Genomic DNA, 21,342 nt, shown 5'->3' with positions numbered 1-21,342 from the left:
CATGGCCGCGTTACCCCCTGCCATCTTTCTGATGGGGCCCACGGCTTCCGGCAAAACCGACCTGGCCATGGCATTGACCCGAGCACTGCCCTGCGAACTGATCAGCGTGGACTCGGCCTTGGTCTACAAGGGCATGGACATCGGTACGGCCAAGCCGTCCAAGGCTTTGCTGGCTGAATACCCACATCGGTTGGTGGATATTCTCGACCCCATCGAGCGTTATTCGGCGGCGGACTTTCGCCGTGACGCACTCAGTGCCATGGCCGACATCACGGCCCGTGGCCGCATACCGCTGTTGGTAGGCGGCACCATGCTCTATTTCAAGGCCTTGGTCGAGGGCCTGGCCGAAATGCCCAGCGCCGATGCCGCCTTGCGCGAGGCCTTGGAGACCCAGGCGGTCGAGGAGGGGTTGCAAGCCCTGCATGCTGAATTGGCCCGTGTCGATCCGGTGTCTGCCGCGCGCATTCACCCCAATGACCCTCAGCGCATCATGCGGGCCTTGGAGGTGTACCGGGTCAGCGGCCAAAGCATGACCGAACTGCGCCAGTTGCAAAATGTGCAAAAGGGTGTGCCAGGCGCATCGGGCGGCCCGCAATTACCCTATACTGTGGCCAGCCTAGCCATCGCGCCAGCGCAGCGGTCCGTCTTACACGAGCGCATAGCCCTGCGCTTCGAGCAAATGCTTGAACAGGGCTTCGTGGATGAGGTCAGAGCATTGCGCGACCGAGGGGACTTGCACGCAGACCTGCCATCCATGCGGGCGGTGGGCTATCGGCAAGTATGGGAACATCTCGACGGCGCCTTGAGCGTCAGCGAAATGAAAGAACGAGGCATCATCGCGACCCGTCAGTTGGCCAAGCGGCAATCTACTTGGTTAAGAAGTTGGAGCAATTTGCACTGGCTCGACAGCCTTGCTCGCGACAACTTGACGCAGTCCTTGAAATACCTGGGTTCGATCTCCATATTGAGCTGAGTCTTGCGTTGCCGTCTATCCTTGGTGGAAGGCGGGTAGCCATCATTTTTGCAGTTTTTTTTATAGTCCTTAAAGGAGTGCGGCACATGTCAAAAGGGCATTCGCTACAAGACCCTTACTTGAATACCTTACGTAAAGAAAAAGTGGGGGTTTCGATCTATCTCGTCAACGGCATCAAGCTGCAAGGTACTATCGAGTCCTTTGACCAATTCGTCATCCTGCTGAAGAACACTGTCAGCCAGATGGTCTACAAGCACGCTATCTCTACCGTCGTTCCTGTGCGCCCCATTCGCCTGCCTAGCGCCGGTGATGCCGAGCACGCCGACGCCGAGCCTGGAAACGCCTGATAGGAGCTGCCTTTGTTCTTTGAGCGCCACGGTGGTGGTGAACGGGCCATTCTCGTTCATCTGGATGGACAAGACCCTGAGGCGCGCGAAGACCCGCAGGAGTTTCAGGAGCTGGCCAATTCCGCCGGTGCTGAAACCGTTGGGTTCGTAAGCGTTTCGCGGCATCAGCCCACGGCCAAGTACCTGATTGGTACGGGCAAGGTCGACGAGCTGCGCGAGCAGGTCAAGGCCGGTGAAGTTGACCTGGTGATTTTCAATCACACCCTTACGCCCAGCCAAGAGCGCAACCTCGAGCGTGCGTTCGAGTGCCGCGTGTTGGACCGCACCGGGCTGATTCTGGATATCTTTGCCCAGCGCGCGCGTACCCATGAAGGCAAGCTGCAGGTGGAGCTCGCCCAGCTCGAACACATGAGTACACGTCTTGTTCGAGGCTGGACTCACCTTGAGCGGCAAAAGGGTGGTATCGGCCTACGTGGGCCGGGTGAAACCCAGCTCGAAACCGACCGGCGCCTGTTGCGGGTGCGTCTGCGGCAGATCAAGGCCCGCCTTGAGAAAGTGCGCAGTCAGCGTGAGCAAGCACGGCGCGGGCGTAGGCGTGCCGATATCCCTTCCGTGTCGCTGGTGGGTTACACCAACGCTGGCAAGTCCACCTTGTTCAATGCAATCACCCAGTCTGACGTGTACGCCGCAGACCAGCTCTTCGCTACCCTGGACCCCACCCTGAGGCGCCTCGAACTGGCCGATATCGGCCCGATCGTGCTTGCCGATACCGTAGGGTTCATCCGCCATTTGCCCCACAAGCTGGTGGAAGCCTTCCGCGCTACCCTAGAAGAGTCCGCCAACTCTGACCTGCTGCTGCATGTAATCGATGCCCACGAGCCAGAACGCATGGCTCAAGTGGAGCAGGTCATGGCGGTGTTGACCGAAATCGGCGCCCAGGGCTTGCCGATTCTGGAGGTGTACAACAAGGTCGACCTGCTCGACGCGGTAGAGCCACACATCCAGCGTGGCGAAGATGGCAAGCCGCAGCGCGTATGGGTATCGGCCCGCGAAGGCCTGGGCCTTGAGCTGGTGGGCCAGGCGGTCGCGGAGCTACTGGGTGAAGACCTGTTCGTGGCCACGCTTCGCTTGCCTCAAGCCCTCGGGCGCCTGCGTGCGCAGTTCTTCGGGGCGGGGGCGGTGCAGGGCGAGGTTTACGACGAGGGTGGCGCCAGCTTGCTGGATGTCCGCATCCCTAGGGTGGAGCTTAACCGCTTGGTTAGCCGCGAAGGCTTGAAGCCGGCGGAATTCATCCAGGAACACACTTTGCAATAAAAGCCCTTCGTGTTGATTTGGTCGGGAGGGCCGGCATTCTGTAGCATTGGCCGACGCGCCGTGGGTGCGTCTTAGCTTTATCTGATGGAGAGCGCTATGGCTTGGAATGAGCCGGGTGGCAACTCGAACAACCAGGACCCTTGGGGCGGCCGTCGTGGCGGCGATCGCAAGGGCCCGCCGGATCTGGACGAAGCCTTCCGCAAGCTGCAAGAGAGCCTGAACGGGTTGTTCGGTGGCGGTAAGCGTCGAGGTGGCGAGCCTACGGGCTCCAAAGGCGGTGGCCTGGGCCTGCTGGGCATTGGCCTGGCCGTGCTGGCGGCTATCTGGCTGTATAGCGCGGTTTATGTAGTAGACGAACAAGAGCAGGCAGTTGTGCTTCGGTTCGGTAAATACTATGAAACCGTAGGGCCGGGCCTGAACATCTACTTCCCGCCCTTCGATCGCAAGTACCTCGAGAACGTGACGCGTGAACGTGCCTACAGCAAGCAAGGGCAAATGCTTACCGAGGATGAGAACATCGTCGAGGTGCCGCTGACCGTCCAATACAAGATCGTCAACCTGCGGGACTTCGTACTTAACGTCGACCAGCCTGAAATCAGCCTGCAGCATGCCACCGATAGCGCCTTGCGCCATGTGGTGGGCTCCACCGCCATGGACCAGGTGCTGACCGAGGGCCGGGTGCAGATGGCCGGTGAAATCAAGGAGCGCCTGCAGCGCTTCCTGGATACCTACCGTACGGGTATCAGCGTCACCCAGGTGAACGTACAGAGCGCTGCCGCGCCACGCGAGGTTCAGGAAGCCTTCGACGATGTGATTCGCGCCCGTGAAGACGAGCAGCGTGCCCGCAATCAGGCCGAGACCTACGCCAACGGCGTGGTGCCCGAGGCCCGGGGTCAGGCGCAACGCATCATTGAGGATGCCAATGGGTACCGGGACGAAGTCGTTTCCCGCGCCAAGGGTGAGGCGGACCGCTTCGTCAAGTTGCTGACCGAGTACCGCAAGGCGCCGGACGTCACACGTGAGCGTCTGTACCTCGAAACCATGCAAGAGGTGTACAGCAATACCAGCAAAGTGCTGGTATCGGGCAAGGGGCAAAACAACATGCTCTACCTGCCGTTGGACAAACTCATGGACAAAGGCCGCACCCCCGTGCCTCAGCAGCCATCCACGGCACCGCCGTCGGACTCCGCTGGCCGTAGCGCTGGCGACCTGCAACAGCAGCAGCGGGAATTGCGTACGAGGGAGAGCCGCTGATGAGCAATAGATCCGTAATCGCGCTTATCGCCGGGGTCGTGGTGGTGATAGGGCTGTGGAACAGCTTCTATATCGTGTCTCAAACCGAGCGGGCAGTTTTGCTGCGCTTTGGCCGTGTCGTGGAAGCCGACGTACAGCCCGGGCTTCACATGAAGGTGCCCTATATGAACCAGGTGCGTCGTTTCGATGCGCGCCTGATGACCTTGGACGCCCCGACCCAGCGCTTCCTCACCCTTGAAAAAAAGGCCGTGATGGTGGACGCCTACGCCAAATGGCGGGTGAAGGACGCCGACCGTTTCTACACCGCTACCGCGGGTATGAAGGCCACGGCAGACGAGCGACTGGCGCGCCGACTTGAATCTGGCCTTCGAGACCAGTTCGGCAAGCGTACCCTGCATGAGGTGGTGTCTGGTGAGCGTGATGCTCTGATGGCGGATATCACCGCCTCGCTCAACCGCATGGCTGACCAGGAACTGGGTATCGAGGTGGTGGACGTCCGCGTCAAGGCCATCGACCTGCCGAAGGAAGTCAATCGCAGTGTGTTCGAGCGTATGAGCACCGAGCGGGAACGCGAAGCCCGCGAGCACCGTGCCAAGGGTAACGAGCTGGCAGAAGGCATACGTGCCGACGCCGACCGTCAGCGTCGTGTACTGCTGGCTGAAGCCTATCGCGAGTCCGAGGAAGTACGAGGAGATGGCGACGCCACGGCGGCAGGTATCTACGCCAAGGCTTATGGTCAAGATCCTGAGTTCTATGCGTTCTATCGCAGCCTTCAGGCCTACAAGCAAGGGTTTTCCAGCAAGGAAGACGTGCTGGTGCTAGACCCAAGCAGTGAGTTTTTCCGCTTCATGGAGCGCACTAAGCCATAACTAGGCCTTTGGGGCCTGAACTGGATCATCGGCACCCCACTGGGCGGCTCATTGCCCAGCGGGGTGATCCTGGGGCCAAACCTGTGTATCATGCGGCAGCCGGGAAATTCCCGGCTTTTTTGCGTCTGCAGGGTTCTTGACCGGCAGGCTCTATGGTGTACGAGGGTATTGCCCCGTGGCGCGACCGCGCTATGGTCCACGCGCCTGCGCGGCAGTATCTGCTTCACTCTAAGGCGAGCCAGCACCGGCTTGCCGCCTGTAACGAAGGGGATGGGGTAATGGCAACGGTAGACCGCTGGCTTTTGCCAGATGGTATCGAGGAAGTACTGCCACCTGAGGCCGCGCGTATCGAAGTAGCGCGCCGCCAGGTACTGGATCTATTCCAGAGCTGGGGCTACGAGTTCGTGGTAACCCCACATATCGAATACCTGGAGTCCTTATTGGTAGGTGCCTCCCAGGACCTGGACCTGCGCACCTTCAAAGTAGTAGACCCATTATCCGGGCGGCAGATGGGCTTCAGGGCTGACATCACTCCCCAGGTAGCACGTATCGACGCCCACTCCTTGCGCCGTGAAGGCCCAAGCCGCCTGTGCTACGCCGGTAGCGTGCTGCACGCCAATCCGCGGGCGCTGTCGACGTCCCGTAGCCCTATTCAACTAGGGGCCGAGTTGTACGGCGATGCCAGCATCGCCAGCGACCTGGAAGTGATCAGCCTGATGCTGGCCATGCTGGAGCTGTGGCAGGTGCCGGACGTGCATATGGACTTGGGCCATGTGGGCATCTACCGAGGGCTGGCGCAAGCGGCGGGCTTGTCGGGTGATACCGAGCAACGGCTGTTCGACGCCTTGCAGCGCAAGGCCACCGATGAGGTATTCGAGCTGACCGCTCATTTGCCCGCAACGCCGGCGCGCATGTTGCGAGCCTTGGTGAACCTGTCTGGAGACCGTTCGGTGTTGGGTCAGGCGCGGGAAATTCTCGGAGGTGCGCCGGCGCAAGTGTTGGCCGCACTGGATGAACTGCTGGAACTGGCCGAGCGTCTGGCGGCCCGCTTCCCTGGTTTGCCACTGTACTTTGACCTGGGCGAACTGCGCGGCTATCACTACCACACAGGCGTAGTGTTCGCCGCTTTCGTGCCGGGCGAAGGGCAGTCCATCGCCCAGGGCGGCCGCTATGATGATTTCGGCGCCGACTTCGGCCGTGCTCGCCCGGCTACCGGTTTTTCTACCGACCTCAAGACCCTGGTTACCCTGGGCCGCGCCGAGGTTAAGCTGCCTGTGGGAGGTATCTGGATGCCCGATAGCCCAGACGCTGCCTTATGGCAGGCCGCGCAACGGCTGCGCAGTGAAGGCCAACGCGTGGTACAGGCGCTACCTGGCCAGGCTGGGGCCCCTGCGCTGGAAGCAGGCTGCGACCGTCAACTGATTCTGCAAAACGGCCGTTGGCAAGTAGCGGCCCTGGTTTCCTGAGTTCACGCCGGCCGTGGCCGGTACCAAGTTTGCGCCAATGAGGACAAGTGTTATGGGTAAGAATGTCGTCGTCCTGGGCACCCAATGGGGTGATGAGGGCAAAGGCAAGATCGTCGATCTGCTCACCGAACATGCTGCCGCGGTGGTTCGTTACCAAGGCGGCCATAACGCCGGCCACACGCTGGTGATCGACGGCGAGAAAACCGTGTTGCACCTGATCCCGTCCGGCGTCCTGCGCGCTGGCGTACAGTGCCTGATTGGCAACGGTGTGGTGGTTGCGCCTGATGCCTTGATGCGCGAAATCATCAAGTTGGAAGAAAAAGGCGTGCCGGTGCGTGAGCGCCTGCGCATCAGCCCAGCGTGCCCGCTGATCCTTTCCTATCATGTAGCGCTGGACCAGGCGCGTGAGAAAGCCCGTGGTGAGCTCAAGATCGGCACCACCGGTCGCGGCATCGGCCCGGCGTACGAAGACAAAGTCGCGCGTCGTGGCCTGCGTGTAGGGGATCTGTTCCACCGCGAACGCTTCGCTGCCAAACTGGGCGAGTTGCTGGATTACCACAACTTCGTGCTGGTCAATTACTACAAAGAGCCTGCCATCGACTTCCAGAAAACCCTGGACGAGTGCATGAGCTACGCTGAGCTGCTCAAGCCGATGATGCTGGACGTCACTGCCGAGTTGCATGACTTGCGTCGTGCTGGCAAAGACATCATGTTCGAAGGGGCCCAAGGTTCTTTGCTGGACATCGACCATGGGACCTACCCTTACGTCACTAGCTCCAACACTACGGCTGGCGGCATTGCCACCGGGTCGGGCGTGGGGCCGATGTACCTGGATTACATTCTGGGGATCACCAAGGCCTATACCACGCGTGTGGGTTCTGGCCCGTTCCCTACCGAGCTGTTCGATGACGTAGGTGCCTTCCTGGCCAAGCGTGGTCATGAGTTCGGCGCCACCACCGGCCGCGCGCGCCGCTGTGGCTGGTTCGATGCCGTGATTCTGCGCCGTGCCATCGATGTAAACAGCATTTCGGGCCTGTGCCTGACCAAGCTGGACGTACTGGACGGCCTGGAAACCATAAACATCTGCGTGGGCTACAAGAACGAGCATGGCGCTGTGATCGACGCGCCTACGGATGCCGATAGCTACCTGGGCCTGCAGCCGATTTATGAAGAGATGCCGGGCTGGAGCGAATCCACCCTAGGGGCCAAGAGCCTTGAGGCGCTTCCCGCCAATGCTCAGGCGTATATCAAGCGGGTGGAAGAGCTGGTGGGCGCGCCGATCGACATTATTTCGACGGGCCCTGACCGCAACGAAACCATCGTATTGCGCCACCCGTTCGCGTAACTCGCTGTTGTTGCACAAAGGGCCCCAAGAGGGCCCTTTGTCATTTGTGAAATAGCGCAGCCTGCAAGACGCTCGCTGCTAGCGACGGTTCAGGTACATCCGGGTGGTGAGCAAGTACACGGGCAACCCGGATACCAGAATCAGCAATGCCGCAAAGGGCGCGGCCGCGGCGAACTCCATATTGGCGGTATGGGACCATATTTCCGTGGCCAGGGTGGTAGTGCCTGTGGGGCTAAGGAGCAGCGTGGCGGTGAGTTCTTTCATCGCGTCCAGGAATACCAGGGCAAAGGCGGCCGCCAGTGCCGGGAAGATGATCGGCAGAGTCACCTTGCAGAAGGCCAGGAACGCCGTGGCCCCCAAGGTGCGTGCAGCTTCTTCGAGTTGTGGCGCGGCCTTAGTCAGCGCTGTGCGCACCGGGCCCTGGGCCAGCGGCAGGAACAGTAGGGCATAGGCCAGAATTAGCAAGCCCGTGGTTTGATAGAGCGCTGGTACATAATGAAGGGCGAAGTACACCAGGGTCAGCGCGATCACCAAGCCAGGCAGTGCATGTAGCAGATACGGCAGCCGTTCGGCCCAGATTGCCAATGGCCCCCGATAGCGCACCACCAGTAGGCCTACCGGCAACGCAAACAGCAGCGCCACGGCGGCACCGGCCAGTGACAGCCCCAGAGACGACATCAGCGCCTGGCCGATCTCAGCCAGTGGGAAGGCTGCGGAACTGCCTTTAACGAGCCAGTAACCCAGCATCACCAGCGGCACGCCGCTGCCTAGTACCGCCAAAGCCACGCAAAAGGCCTGGCCCGCCAATATTGCCCAGGTAGGTAGGCGCAGGGGCGCGGCGCGCCGGGCGACGCCCTGGCCAGTGCGCACGTGGCGCGCGCGGCCCCGCGCCTTGAGCTCAAGCCACAGAAAGCCCAGGCACAGCACCAGCAATACGGCCGACAGCATCGCCGCGTTGGCGTTGCTGAACTCCAGTTCGAACTGCTGATAGATGGCGGTGGTAAAGGTGCGTACATTAAGGATGGATAGCGCGCCGAACTCCACAAGCATGTGCAGGGCAATGAGCAGGCTGCCCGCGAGGATGGCAGGCCATAGCAGAGGAAGGGTTACCGAGAAGAACAGGCGACTGCGGCTAGCGCCCAGCAAACGCGCTGATTCTTCCAGGGAATGATCAAGGCCGCGCAGGGTAGCGGCCACTGGCAGGAACACTAGCGGGTACTTGGACAGGCTCATCACCAGGACGGCGCCGCCCAGGCCTTCGAAGCTGGAGCTCAAGGATATCCAAGTGAAGCTGGAAACGAACGAAGGCACGGCGAACGGCAGACAAAGGGCTACGCCCCAGGCGCGTCGGCCCCACAAATTGGTGCGCTCCAACAACCAGGCCAGCAGGGTACCCATCACCGCGCAAGCGATCGTGACGCCTGCCAGGAGGATAAGCGTGTTGGCAAGCAGGCTGTAAACATAAGGCCGCAACAGCAAGCGGCTCACATCGTGCCAGCCGGCTTCGGCGGTTCGGATGCTGACGTATGCCAACGGCAGCAGGCTCATGGCCACAAGCAACAGCACGGGCGCGACTAGCCAGGCGGAAGGCCGCTTGCCAGCCACCCGCTTGACCGAGGGCACCATGGCTGGTACGACCTGAACCTGCGTAGTCATTTAGTTGAGCCCAACGTCACGCTGCATTTGCAGTGCTTCGTCGGCGTTGCCGATGTCCGCGGGGGTAATGTCCGGTGCTTCCAGTTCACTGAATGGCTTCAGGCCCTGGTCGGACACCATGCCCTTGCGCAGCGGGTATTCGGCCTGGGCTTGGGTAATCACCCGCTGGCCTTCTTCGCTGGTCATCCAGGCCAGCAGTTGCTGGGCCTGTTGAGGGTGTTTGGTTGCCTTGACCACCGCCGCGCTGGAGATGCTCACCAGAGCGCCCGGGTCTTTGTTCTTGAAGTAGTACAGCTTCGATTGCAGCTCGCCCTTTTCACGCTTGAGGGCATACCAGTAGTAGTTGTTCACCAGTACGGCAGCGATATCGCCTTTCTCTACGGCCCGGATGGCAACCATGTTGTTAGCGTAGGTTTTGCCATAGGCCTTCAGGCCAGTCAGCCATTCCTCGGCTGCTTCCTCGCCCTTGAGCCGCAGCACGGCAACGGCTTGCTCCTGAAAAGCGCCGCTGGTAGGTACAAAGCCTATCTTGCCGTTCCACTCCGGGTTGGCGAAGTCCATGACCGAAGCAGGGAGGTCTTTTTCCGCTATCAGCTTGGGGTTATAGGCAACTACTCGCACCCGCGCGGTGATACCTACCCAGGTACCATCCTTGGCAACGTATTCAGAGGGGAGCACGTCGAGGGTGCTTTTGTCGGTAGCCGCCAAGAAGCCTTTTTCGCCCAGCGCGTTGAGCGGTGGCGATTCCTCGCTGTAGATCACGTCAGCAGGGGAGCGATCGCCTTCTTCCATGATCTGATTGGCCAACTGATTGCTGCTGCCCTTGCGGATATTTACATGGATGCCGGTGGAAGCTTCGAAGGCCTTTGCCACGGCTTCGCCAAGCTCTTTATGTTGACCGTTGTACAAGGTAAGCGAAGGCGCATCAGCGCCATGGGCATTGCCGATGAGCAGGGCTACGGTCAAGGCGGGCAAAGCGCACAGGCGCAGGAGGGCAATTCGCACTGACATCCGGGCGTATCTCCTAAAATACAAAGTGGCCAAGTATAAAGGAGATCGGTTCTCGAATGCGGCTGGATTTCGTTGTCAGTACGTTTCAGTTAGACACAAAAAAGCCCACGCTGAGTGGGCTGTTTGCAGCATATGCTTGAATTTGGTGCCCAGGAGAAGACTCGAACTTCCACGGCCGTAAAGCCACCAACACCTGAAGCTGGCGTGTCTACCAATTTCACCACCTGGGCATATCGAAGACTGTCGCCTTCGATGGCGCGCACTATACGGTGGTCATTATAGGGTGTAAAGCCCCTCTGAAAAAAAGAATGGGGCCGCTGGCATGATCGGTATTTAGCCTGAAAACGCAAAAGCCCACTTTCGCGGGCTTTTGGAACGTCGAGGACTAATGTAGTCTCGCGTTTGAAGATGGTGCCCAGAAGAAGACTCGAACTTCCACGGCCGTAAGGCCACCAACACCTGAAGCTGGCGTGTCTACCAATTTCACCATCTGGGCAAATCGACCACTTGCGTCGTCGATGGCGCGCACTATACGGGCGCTGTATTGCAGTGTAAACCCCTGACCGCAAAAATGTTTATGGCCCATGGTCACGGCCAGCACGCAGGCATATGCCGCCGGAATTTCCCGTTTTAACAGGGGTATGCCAAACTAACTTGCATATGACACAAGGTGAACACTCTCTAATGGCCGATTGGCAGTCCCTCGATCCCGAGGCCGCTCGTGAAGCGGAAAAATACGAAAATCCTATCCCCAGCCGTGAACTGATCCTGCACCACCTCGCCGAACGGGGTTCTCCTGCGAGTCGCGAAGAGTTGGTGGAGGAATTCGGCCTGGAGACCGAGGATCAGATTGAAGCCCTGCGCCGCCGCCTGCGGGCGATGGAGCGCGACGCTCAGCTGATCTATACCCGCCGTGGCACCTATGCGCCGGTCGATAAGCTGGACCTGATCGCCGGGCGCGTGAGTGGTCACCGCGACGGCTTTGGTTTCCTGATCCCCGACGACGGCAGCGATGACCTGTTCCTGAGCCCCGCGCAAATGCGCTTGGTCTTCGACGGTGACCGCGCGCTGGCCCGGGTCGCTGGCCTGGATCGCCGAGGTCGCCGCGAAGGCGCTTTGGTCGAAGTGGTCAGCCGGGCCCACGAAAGCATCGTGGGGCGGTATTTCGAGGAAGGCGGTATCGGCTTCGTTCAGGCCGATAACCCTAAGGTCCAACAAGAAGTGCTGGTTACGCCAGGGCGCAATGGTGGCGCCCGGGTAGGGCAGTTCGTGGAGATCAAGATCACCCACTGGCCGACGGCACGCTTCCAGCCCCAGGGGGATGTGATCGAAGTGCTGGGCAACTACATGGCCCCAGGCATGGAAATCGACGTAGCCTTGCGCAGCTACGACATCCCCCATGTATGGCCAGAAGCGGTGGAGAAAGAAGCCGCCAAGCTCAAGCCTGAAGTCGAAGAGAAGCACAAGGCCAATCGAGTCGACCTGCGCCACCTGCCATTCGTGACCATCGATGGTGAAGACGCCCGCGACTTCGACGACGCGGTGTACTGTGAGCCTAAAGGGCGCATCAAAATGTTTTCCGGTGGCTGGCGCTTGTATGTGGCCATCGCCGACGTATCCAGTTATGTGAAGCTGGATTCGGCCCTGGACGCCGAAGCCCAAGTGCGTGGTAACTCGGTGTACTTCCCCGAGCGGGTCGTGCCTATGCTGCCCGAGCAGCTGTCCAATGGCCTGTGCTCGCTGAACCCTCACGTAGATCGCTTGGCCATGGTCTGTGAAATGACCATCTCCAAAAGCGGGCAGATGGTCGACTACACGTTCTATGAGGCAGTCATCCATTCCCACGCGCGCCTGACCTACAACAAGGTCAGTACAATCCTCGAGCATTCCCGTACCTCCGAGGCCAAAGCCTTGCGCGGCGAATATGCCGAGGTAGTGCCGCACCTCAAGCAACTGTATGCGCTGTATCAAGTATTGCTGACAGCCCGGCACGCCCGTGGCGCCATCGACTTTGAAACCCAAGAAACCCGCATCATCTTCGGTACCGAACGCAAGATCGCGGAAATTCGCCCCACTACCCGTAACGACGCTCACAAGCTGATCGAAGAGTGCATGTTGGCGGCCAACGTGGCCACGGCAGAGTTTCTCAAGAAGCACGAAGTACCGTCCCTTTACCGGGTTCACGATGGGCCGCCGCCAGAGCGGCTGGAAAAACTCCGCACCTTCCTGGGCGAGTTGGGCCTTACGCTCAACAAAGGCAAGGATGGCCCTGGCCCCAAGGACTACCAGGCCTTGCTGGAGGCGATCAAGGATCGGCCGGATTTCCATCTGATCCAGACCGTGATGCTGCGCTCACTGAGCCAGGCGGTGTATACCTCGGACAATAACGGCCACTTTGGCTTGAATTACCCAGCCTATACCCATTTCACCTCGCCGATCCGCCGCTATCCAGACCTACTGATTCACCGCGCGATTCGCAGTGTGATCCGCTCCAAGCGCGAAACGCCTCATGTGGTGCGTGCCGGCGCCGCGGCCATTCCCAAGGCACGGATCTACCCCTACGACGAAGCCGCGCTTGAGCAATTGGGTGAGCAATGCTCGTTGACCGAACGCCGCGCCGATGAAGCCACCCGTGACGTGGTCAACTGGCTTAAGTGTGAATATATGAAAGATCGCGTGGGTGAAGTCTTCCCAGGCGTCATTACCGCTACTACGGGTTTCGGTATCTTCGTCGAACTGACGGATATCTATGTGGAAGGCCTGGTGCATGTGTCCGCGTTGCCGGGTGACTACTATCACTACGACCAAGTGCATCATCGCCTGACCGGTGAGCGCACTGGCCGCAGCTTCCGCTTGGGTGACACCGTGCAGGTACGCGTTATGCGGGTCGACCTGGACGAGCGCAAGATCGACTTCGAGCTGGCGGATAAAGGCCCGGAGAAGAGCGCGCCAAACCGCAAGTCCCGCAAAGCCACGGACAAACCGACGTCGGGCAAAACCTCGACAGGCAAGGCGTCTGCCTCTCGTTCCAATCAAACCGCTGCCGTGGCGGCAGCGCCTGCGCCACAGGCTGAGGCGGAGCTGCCAAAACCCCGCAAGCGTAAGGCGAGCAAGGACCCAGCGGTGGACGATGCCTACCGCGCATCCCACGCCACGGCCAATAACGCCGAAGTGCGCAAGAGCCGCGAAATGAAAAAGGCGCTGATGGGCGAGGCCCGTAGCAGCTCGGCCAAGGCCGACGCCGGCAAACCCAGCAAGCACCGCAAGGGCCCTTCCAAAACAGGTGCCCGCAAGACCACCAAGGCAGGATCATGAGTCAGTTGGAAAAAATCTACGGTGTACATGCCGTGGAAGCGCTACTGCGTCATCACCCGCGTCGGGTCAAGCAGATCTGGTTGTCTGAAGGGCGTAGCGAGCCTCGTCTGCAGGCCTTGCTGGAGCTTGCCGGGCAGCACCGGGTTGCGGTAGGCGCGGCTGAGCGCAGAGAGTTGGATGCCTGGGTCGAAGGCGTGCATCAGGGCGTAGTGGCTGATGTGAGCCCCAGCCAGGTGTGGGGTGAGGCAATGCTCGAAGAGCTGCTGGATCGCCACGAAGGCCCGCCCTTGCTGTTGGTGCTGGACGGTGTGACGGACCCGCACAACCTGGGCGCCTGCTTGCGCACCGCCGATGCGGCTGGCGCACTGGCGGTAATTGTTCCCAAAGACAAAGCCGCTACCCTTACGCCGGTTGTGCGTAAAGTCGCTTGCGGCGCGGCTGAAGTGATCCCGCTGGTTGCGGTTACAAACCTGGCCCGTAGCCTGGAGAAACTCCAGCAGCGCGGGCTGTGGGTCGTGGGCACGGCAGGGGAGGCAGACAAAGAGATCTATCAGCAAGACCTGACCGGGCCGTTGATCCTGGTGATGGGCGCCGAAGGCAAGGGCATGCGCCGCCTGACCCGTGAGCACTGCGACCATCTGGTAAAGTTGCCCATGGCCGGTAGCGTCAGCAGCCTGAACGTGTCGGTGGCCACCGGCGTGTGCCTGTTCGAGGCGGTACGCCAGCGCAAGGGGCGCTGATACCCATGGGCGACCGTGGCCTGCCTGGTTCGCCCGATTCGCTGGCGCCTACGGCAGCCCCGAGGCGTGGTCAAATATTCACCAATCACCTTGCTTAAGCCCAGCCCCTTCTCTACAATTGCGCCCCTTGCCTTGGCGGTAGGTTCATTCCTGCCCGCCTGAGCATGCACCAAGCACTATTCACTCCTTGTCTGACCGGCACCCCGGCAGGCTACAACCCGTAAGGAGCATTCATGCGTCATTACGAAATCATCTTCCTGGTCCACCCGGATCAGAGCGAGCAAGTCGGCGGCATGGTTGAGCGTTACACCAAGCTGATCGAAGAAGACGGTGGCAAGATTCACCGCCTGGAAGACTGGGGCCGTCGTCAACTGGCCTACGCCATCAACAACGTTCACAAGGCTCACTACGTGATGCTGAACGTTGAGTGCACCGGTAAGGCCTTGGCCGAGCTGGAAGACAGCTTCCGCTACAACGATGCCGTGATCCGTAACCTTGTGATTCGTCGCGACGAAGCCGTTACCGGCCCGTCCGAAATGCTCAAGGCTGAAGAGAACCGCAGCGAGCGCCGTGAGCGTCGTGACCGTCCTGAGCAAGCTGAAGGCGCCGACGGCGACGACAGCGACAACAGTGACAGCAGCGACAACGCTGACGAGTAATCCACGGATCTTTAGAGGAGCCTGTTAAATGGCACGTTTCTTCCGTCGTCGTAAATTCTGCCGCTTCACCGCAGAAAACGTTAAAGAGATCGACTACAAAGATCTCAACACCCTGAAAGCTTACGTATCTGAAACCGGCAAGATCGTTCCTAGCCGTATCACGGGTACCAAGGCTCGTTATCAGCGTCAGCTGGCTACCGCTATCAAGCGCGCCCGCTTCCTGGCCCTGCTGCCTTACACCGACAGCCACGGCCGCTGATACGGGCTTTGTCGACACGTAGTAAAGGATAGAGCGCATGCGTGCCTTGGCTGATTTCATCATGCGGGGTCGTGTGCAAGCCACCCTGGTGGTGGTTGGATGTGCGGCACTGCCGTTTTTGTTCTGGTTAAGTGCCGCCGCGGGTTGCCTAGTGCTGCTGCGGCGGGGGCTAAGCGATGCTATCGGCGTGCTTGCCTGGGGCGTACTACCGGCATTGGCCTGGTGGTATTTCGGTGAACCTCGCACCTTGATGGTGCTGCTCGGTTCCCTGGGGCTCGCGGCGTTACTGCGCGCGAACTGGTCCTGGAGCAAGGTGCTGTTGGCCAGTATTGGCCTGGGTGTGGTGTATGGCGTGGTACTGGGCGTCGCCTTCGGCGAACCCTTGAACCTGCTGGCAGAGGCGATGAATCGCCACCTGCCCAACCTGCTTGGAGAGATCTACCAGCGCTTGTCGCCGGAAGAGCAGGCCCACCTGGCGGCGTTGATTGCCCCGGTACTGACTGGATTGATAGCGGCATTGTTGCAAGCCGTCAGTGTATTGGCCCTGATGCTGGGGCGTTACTGGCAGGCCGTGTTGTACAACCCTGGTGGTTTTGGGCGCGAGTTTCGCGCGGTCAGAATTCCCCGGGCCCTGGCGCTGGCATTGCTGGCGTGCATGCTGGTCGGGCCGCATTTCGGCCCGCAGGTGGCGATGTTAACGCCTATCTGCAGCGTGCCCCTGGTGTTCGCAGGCTTCGCCCTGATTCATGGGCTGGCCGCGCGCGGCAAGCTTGGGCGCTTCTGGGTCGTGGGGTTGTATGTGACGTTCCTGCTGTTCATACAGCTGGCCTATCTGTTACTCGTGGTTGTGGCCATTGTCGACAGCCTGATTGATTTTCGCGGCCGCCTGGCGCCTGAACAGGGTGATGACCAGGGATCCGCGAACGGTGAAGGTTAAAAGTTAAGAGGTTAATACCAAATGGAACTGATCCTGCTGGAAAAAATCGCCAACCTGGGCAACCTGGGCGACAAGGTAAGCGTAAAGGCTGGTTACGGCCGTAACTACCTGCTGCCACAAGGCAAGGCGACCGCAGCGACCGCAGCCAACCTGGCCGCGTTCGAGGCTCGCCGCGCTGATCTGGAAAAAGCAGCTGCTGACAAGAAAGCTTCGGCTGAAAGCCGCGCCGCTCAACTGGCCGAGTTGGAAGTCACCATCACCGCCACCGCTGGCGATGAAGGCAAGCTGTTCGGTTCGATCGGCACTCACGACATCGCTGACGCCCTGACCGCCTCTGGCGTGGAAGTGGCCAAGGCTGAAATACGTCTGCCGAACGGTACCATCCGTAACGTTGGCGAATACGACGTAGCCGTGCACTTGCACAGCGACGTTGAAGCCACCGTTCGCGTTGTGGTTGTAGCAGCCTAACCCCGCGGCTGGCACTCGCCAGCCACTGTGTTAAAGCTTACATTGGGCACGGCCCTGCTTTGAGCAGACCGTGCCTTTTGTTTTTTGTAACTCCCAGATTCCGCCGGATATGAACGACATCTCGAGCCCTGAACAGTACGACCTGCAAACCGCCGCGCTGAAGGTCCCGCCGCATTCCATCGAAGCCGAACAGGCTGTGCTCGGTGGGTTGATGCTGGATAACAATGCCTGGGAGCGCGTGCTGGACCAAGTCTCGGACGGCGACTTCTACCGGCACGACCACCGCTTGATCTTCCGCGCCATCGCTCGTTTGGCCGACCAGAACGTCCCATTCGACGTGGTCACGCTGCACGAGCAGTTGGATAAAGAGGGCCAAAGCAGCCAGGTGGGCGGCTTGGCCTATCTCGGCGAGCTTGCCAAGAACATCCCGTCGGTGGCTAACATCAAGGCCTACGCGCAAATCGTGCGCGAGCGGGCCACCCTTCGCCAGTTGATCAGCATCAGCAGCGATATCGCCGATAGCGCCTTTAACCCCCAGGGGCGCAACGCGGCGGAGATCCTTGATGAAGCGGAACGGCAGATCTTCCAGATTGCCGAAGCGCGACCCAAGACCGGCGGCCCGGTTGGCGTTAACGACCTGCTGACCAAGGCGATCGACCGTATCGATACCTTGTTCAACACTGACCAGGCCATTACGGGCCTGTCCACCGGCTATGCCGACCTGGATGATAAAACCAGTGGTTTGCAGCCTTCGGACTTGGTAATCGTGGCAGGCCGTCCCTCCATGGGTAAGACCACCTTCGCCATGAACCTGGTGGAAAACGCCGTGTTGCGCAGCGACAAGGTGGTGCTGGTGTATTCCTTGGAAATGCCTGGTGACTCCCTGGTAATGCGGATGCTGTCCTCCCTGGGTCGTATCGACCAGACCAAGGTGCGTAGTGGCCGCCTGGACGACGACGATTGGCCGCGGCTAACGTCGGCGGTGAACCTGCTCAATGACCGCAAGTTGTTTATCGACGATACCGCCGGCATCAGCCCCTCGGAAATGCGCGCCCGCACCCGGCGCATCGTGCGTGAGCATGGCGAGATCGCCATGATCATGATCGACTACCTGCAGTTGATGCAGATTCCAGGTTCTAGTGGGGATAACCGTACCAACGAGATTTCCGAGATTTCTCGATCCCTTAAGGCCCTGGCCAAGGAATTTGGATGCCCCGTGGTTGCCTTGTCCCAGCTCAATCGTTCCTTGGAGCAACGTCCCAATAAGCGCCCAGTCAACTCTGACTTGCGTGAATCCGGGGCCATTGAGCAGGACGCCGACGTGATCATGTTCGTGTACCGGGACGAGGTATACCACCCCGAAACCGAGCACAAGGGCATTGCCGAGATCATCATCGGCAAGCAGCGCAATGGCCCAATTGGTACGGTGCGCTTGGCGTTTATCGGTAAGTACACGAGGTTTGAGAATCTGGCGCCGGGCAGCTACCAGTTCGACGACGACTGACCCCAGGTTCCTGGGTTTCACCCGGTCCCACACGGTACATCCAGGCATTGTAGGACCGGGCAAAGCCCGGGAACAGCATTAGGCATATCCGACAAAGGCAGTCGGATTTGGTTATTTTTTGTGCTATCCTCCGCGACCGCGAATTCACGCGGGTCTCCGCCACAACATCGGTTATCGCCATGCAAGCAGCCAAGCCGCTATTCGACTATCAAAAGTACTGGGCCGAGTGTTTCGGGCCAGCGCCTTTCCTGCCTATGAGCCGGAAAGAGATGGATCAGCTTGGCTGGGATTCGTGCGACATCATCATTGTGAGCGGCGATGCCTATGTGGACCACCCGTCCTTCGGCATGGCCATCATTGGCCGCCTGCTCGAAGCTCAAGGCTTTCGGGTAGGGATCATCGCCCAGCCTGACTGGACCAGCAAAGACGACTTTATGAAGCTGGGCGAGCCGAACCTGTTCTTTGGCGTGGCCGCGGGCAACATGGATTCGATGATCAACCGTTACACCGCGGACAAAAAAATCCGCTCCGATGATGCCTATACCCCAGGCGGGATGGCAGGCAAGCGGCCCGATCGCGCCAGCCTGGTGTACAGCCAACGCTGCAAGGAAGCTTATCGCCATGTGCCCATCGTACTGGGCGGCATCGAAGCCTCCCTGCGGCGCATCGCTCATTACGATTACTGGCAGGATAAGGTCCGCCACTCGATTCTGATCGACGCCTGTGCCGACATCCTACTGTACGGCAACGCCGAGCGTGCCGTAGTAGAAGTCGCCCAGCGCCTGGCGGCCGGCGAGCCGGTGACCAGCATCACGGATATCCGTGGCACGGCGTTCGTGCGCCGCGATACGCCGGAAGGCTGGTACGAGGTGGACTCCACCCGCATCGATCGCCCCGGCAAGGTCGACAAGATCATCAACCCCTATGTGAACACCCAGGACACCCAGGCCTGCGCCATCGAGCAGGAAAAAGGCCCAGTGGATGATCCTAGCGAAGCCAAGGTGGTACAGATCCTTGAAAGCCCGCGGATGACCCGGGACAAGACAGTGATCCGCCTGCCGTCCTTCGAGAAGGTGCGCAACGATGCGGTGCTCTATGCCCATGCCAACCGCGTGTTGCACCTGGAAACCAACCCAGGCAACGCTCGAGCGCTGGTGCAAAAGCATGGAGACGTGGATGTGTGGTTCAACCCGCCACCCATTCCCATGACCACCGAGGAAATGGACTACGTATTCGGCATGCCTTATGCGCGCGTGCCGCACCCGGCGTACGGCAAGGAAAAAATCCCTGCCTACGACATGATCCGCTTCTCGGTCAACATCATGCGTGGCTGTTTTGGTGGCTGCACCTTCTGCTCCATTACCGAGCACGAAGGTCGCATCATCCAGAACCGCTCGGAAGATTCGATCATCCGTGAAATCGAAGAAATCCGGGACAAAGTGCCTGGCTTCACCGGGGTCATTTCCGACCTGGGCGGCCCTACCGCCAATATGTACCGCATCGCTTGCAAGAGCCCAGAGATCGAGTCCGCGTGCCGCAAACCGTCGTGCGTGTTCCCCGGCATCTGCCCGAACCTTAATACCGACCACTCCGCGTTGATCCAGCTGTACCGCAGTGCTCGCGCGCTGCCTGGCGTGAAGAAGATCCTGATCGCTTCTGGCTTGCGCTATGACCTAGCGGTGGAATCGCCGGAATACGTGAAGGAATTGGTGACCCACCACGTGGGCGGTTACCTGAAGATCGCGCCTGAGCATACCGAGGAAGGCCCGCTCAACCAGATGATGAAGCCGGGCATTGGCAGCTACGACCGCTTCAAGCGCATGTTCGAGAAATATTCGAAAGAGGCGGGCAAGGAACAGTATCTGATCCCTTACTTTATCGCGGCCCACCCTGGCACCACCGATGAAGACATGATGAACCTGGCGCTGTGGCTCAAGGGCAATGGCTTCCGTGCAGACCAGGTGCAGGCGTTCTATCCCTCGCCCATGGCGTCGGCGACCGCCATGTACCATTCCGGCAAGAACCCGCTGCGTAAGGTCACCTATAAAAGCCCAGCGGTAAGCATCGTCAAAAGCGACGCCCAGCGCCGACTGCACAAGGCCTTCTTGCGCTATCACGACCCCAAGGGCTGGCCAATGCTGCGCGAAGCCTTGGAGCGCATGGGCCGCGCCGACCTGATCGGCCCTGGCAAGCACCAGTTGATACCCATGCACCAGCCGGACGCCGATACCTACACCAGCGCCCGCCGCAAGAATTCCACGCCTGCTGGTAGCCACAAAGTAGGCCGCGAGCAGCGGATCCTTACCCAGCATACAGGCTTGCCGCCCCGCGCCAGTGACGGTAGCAAGCCGTGGGACAAGCGCGAGGAAGCCAAGGCCGCCGCCCAGGCTCGCCGGGACCAAACCGCGCGCGCCAGTAAGGGCGGCAGCAAGGTCAAGAAAAAACCTAGCCGCCAGCCTGTGTTGCCGCGCTGACCCTCCGGCTTAAGGGTTAGCTTCTGGAGAAGGTCATTGCGGTACCAGGCTCGGTGCCGCTGGCACCACAGGCATAGGCGGCCAAGAGGCTGCGAAAGAAGCTGTTGACGTACAGGGTGGTTCTCCTCAAGTCATGTTGAGAAGGCTACGCCCGGCAGGCATGATGGGCACGTTGAAAGTGTCCATGGGCCCCATAGACAAACACAGGGCCCCAACCGGGAGTGTTTATGCTGTTCAAAGTCTTGGCTACAAGTATTCTGGCTCTGATCGCGGTGCCAGCCATGGCCGCTGAGTGCGCGGTGACCGTCGATTCCACGGACCAGATGACCTTCGACCAGAAGGAGATCAAGGTCAGCAAAAGCTGCAAGGCCTTCTCCGTCACCCTTACCCATTCCGGCAACCTGCCGGTACAAGTGATGGGCCACAACTGGGTACTGACCAAGAAGGACGACGTGCGGCCTGTTGCCAGTGACGGCATGTCCGCCGGGGCGGACAACGGCTACCTCAAGTCAGACGATGAACGTGTACTGGCACACACGCGCCTCATTGGCGCAGGTGACCAAGACACCATCACCTTCGACCCTTCCAAGCTGAACGCAGGGACTGAATACGCCTTCTTCTGCTCATTCCCAGGCCATACCGCCATGATGCAAGGGGCCATCAATCTGGCGGATTAAGGTTCGGATCGCCCGCTCGGCCAGAACCGCCATCGCGAGCTTCGTTTGCTCCTACTCCTGACCGGGCACGGCGA

General features: G+C 60.1%; 18 protein-coding genes and 2 tRNA genes. 16 read left to right on the top strand and 4 right to left on the bottom strand.

Going from position 1 to position 21,342, the window contains the following annotated elements; genetic code table 11:
* Position 1: 1 nt before the first annotated feature.
* The 7 genes from miaA (at position 2) to ACWKV4_RS16365 (ending at position 7,568) form a co-directional block, all read left to right on the top strand.
* Positions 2-973: a tRNA (adenosine(37)-N6)-dimethylallyltransferase MiaA gene (miaA, locus tag ACWKV4_RS16395; protein WP_483833149.1), complete on the top strand. Its 972-nt coding sequence runs from the start codon at positions 2-4 to the stop codon at positions 971-973.
* 86 nt (positions 974-1,059) lie between these two features.
* A complete protein-coding gene (gene hfq / locus ACWKV4_RS16390) occupies positions 1,060-1,320 on the top strand; it encodes an RNA chaperone Hfq (RefSeq protein ID WP_483833148.1) in 261 nt (86 codons plus the stop codon).
* 12 nt (positions 1,321-1,332) lie between these two features.
* A complete protein-coding gene (gene hflX / locus ACWKV4_RS16385) occupies positions 1,333-2,634 on the top strand; it encodes a ribosome rescue GTPase HflX (RefSeq protein WP_483833147.1) in 1,302 nt (433 codons plus the stop codon).
* A 96-nt stretch (positions 2,635-2,730) separates the two neighbouring features.
* On the top strand, positions 2,731-3,888 hold the full coding sequence (gene hflK, locus ACWKV4_RS16380) for an FtsH protease activity modulator HflK (protein ID WP_483833146.1): 1,158 nt from the start codon (positions 2,731-2,733) through the stop codon (positions 3,886-3,888).
* Positions 3,888-4,757 carry a protease modulator HflC gene (gene hflC / locus ACWKV4_RS16375; RefSeq protein ID WP_483833145.1) on the top strand — a complete coding sequence of 290 codons (870 nt, stop codon included), beginning with the start codon at positions 3,888-3,890 and terminating at the stop codon, positions 4,755-4,757. The genes hflK and hflC overlap by 1 nt, the downstream gene beginning before the upstream one ends.
* A gap of 278 nt (positions 4,758-5,035) precedes the next feature.
* Positions 5,036-6,223: an ATP phosphoribosyltransferase regulatory subunit gene (locus ACWKV4_RS16370; protein WP_483833144.1), complete on the top strand. Its 1,188-nt coding sequence runs from the start codon at positions 5,036-5,038 to the stop codon at positions 6,221-6,223.
* Between the two features lie 52 nt (positions 6,224-6,275).
* A complete protein-coding gene (locus tag ACWKV4_RS16365) occupies positions 6,276-7,568 on the top strand; it encodes an adenylosuccinate synthase (RefSeq protein ID WP_483833143.1) in 1,293 nt (430 codons plus the stop codon).
* Positions 7,569-7,646: 78 nt separating this feature from the next.
* Here ACWKV4_RS16365 and ACWKV4_RS16360 read toward each other — a convergent pair whose 3' ends face one another.
* From ACWKV4_RS16360 to ACWKV4_RS16345, 4 genes are all read right to left on the bottom strand, one after another.
* The gene (locus ACWKV4_RS16360; RefSeq protein WP_483833159.1) at positions 7,647-9,194 is read right to left on the bottom strand and encodes an ABC transporter permease; all 1,548 of its coding nucleotides are present in this window, start codon (positions 9,192-9,194) and stop codon (positions 7,647-7,649) included.
* Between the two features lie 30 nt (positions 9,195-9,224).
* Positions 9,225-10,235, bottom strand: a complete 1,011-nt coding sequence (locus ACWKV4_RS16355) for an extracellular solute-binding protein (protein WP_483833142.1) — start codon at positions 10,233-10,235, stop codon at positions 9,225-9,227.
* Positions 10,236-10,378: 143 nt separating this feature from the next.
* Positions 10,379-10,465, bottom strand: a tRNA-Leu gene (locus ACWKV4_RS16350).
* 179 nt (positions 10,466-10,644) lie between these two features.
* Positions 10,645-10,731 (bottom strand) — tRNA-Leu (locus tag ACWKV4_RS16345).
* A 188-nt stretch (positions 10,732-10,919) separates the two neighbouring features.
* Between ACWKV4_RS16345 and rnr the strand changes: the two genes are divergently transcribed.
* The 9 genes from rnr to azu all read left to right on the top strand — a co-directional run bounded on the left by rnr (position 10,920) and on the right by azu (position 21,268).
* Positions 10,920-13,550 (top strand): ribonuclease R, encoded by a 2,631-nt coding sequence (rnr, locus tag ACWKV4_RS16340; protein ID WP_483833141.1) that lies wholly within the window; start codon positions 10,920-10,922, stop codon positions 13,548-13,550.
* Positions 13,547-14,290 (top strand): 23S rRNA (guanosine(2251)-2'-O)-methyltransferase RlmB, encoded by a 744-nt coding sequence (gene rlmB / locus ACWKV4_RS16335; RefSeq protein WP_483833140.1) that lies wholly within the window; start codon positions 13,547-13,549, stop codon positions 14,288-14,290. Before rnr ends, rlmB begins: the two co-directional genes overlap by 4 nt.
* Positions 14,291-14,523: 233 nt before the next feature.
* Positions 14,524-14,949, top strand: a complete 426-nt coding sequence (rpsF, locus tag ACWKV4_RS16330) for a 30S ribosomal protein S6 (RefSeq protein WP_483833139.1) — start codon at positions 14,524-14,526, stop codon at positions 14,947-14,949.
* 28 nt (positions 14,950-14,977) lie between these two features.
* A complete protein-coding gene (gene rpsR, locus ACWKV4_RS16325) occupies positions 14,978-15,208 on the top strand; it encodes a 30S ribosomal protein S18 (protein ID WP_040260021.1) in 231 nt (76 codons plus the stop codon).
* 37 nt (positions 15,209-15,245) lie between these two features.
* A complete protein-coding gene (locus ACWKV4_RS16320) occupies positions 15,246-16,145 on the top strand; it encodes a hypothetical protein (protein WP_483833138.1) in 900 nt (299 codons plus the stop codon).
* 21 nt (positions 16,146-16,166) lie between these two features.
* On the top strand, positions 16,167-16,613 hold the full coding sequence (gene rplI / locus ACWKV4_RS16315) for a 50S ribosomal protein L9 (RefSeq protein ID WP_483833137.1): 447 nt from the start codon (positions 16,167-16,169) through the stop codon (positions 16,611-16,613).
* A gap of 109 nt (positions 16,614-16,722) precedes the next feature.
* Positions 16,723-18,117: a replicative DNA helicase gene (gene dnaB / locus ACWKV4_RS16310; protein WP_483833136.1), complete on the top strand. Its 1,395-nt coding sequence runs from the start codon at positions 16,723-16,725 to the stop codon at positions 18,115-18,117.
* Between the two features lie 179 nt (positions 18,118-18,296).
* Positions 18,297-20,591 (top strand): YgiQ family radical SAM protein, encoded by a 2,295-nt coding sequence (locus ACWKV4_RS16305; RefSeq protein ID WP_483833135.1) that lies wholly within the window; start codon positions 18,297-18,299, stop codon positions 20,589-20,591.
* Positions 20,592-20,818: 227 nt separating this feature from the next.
* Positions 20,819-21,268 (top strand): azurin, encoded by a 450-nt coding sequence (azu, locus tag ACWKV4_RS16300; RefSeq protein WP_483833134.1) that lies wholly within the window; start codon positions 20,819-20,821, stop codon positions 21,266-21,268.
* The last annotated feature ends 74 nt before the right edge of the window (positions 21,269-21,342 follow it).

It is taken from the genome of Pseudomonas artemisiae (assembly GCF_057128685.1).
The sequence above is the reverse complement of the archived record's forward strand: the minus strand, read 5'-3'. Positions and strand labels throughout refer to the sequence as shown.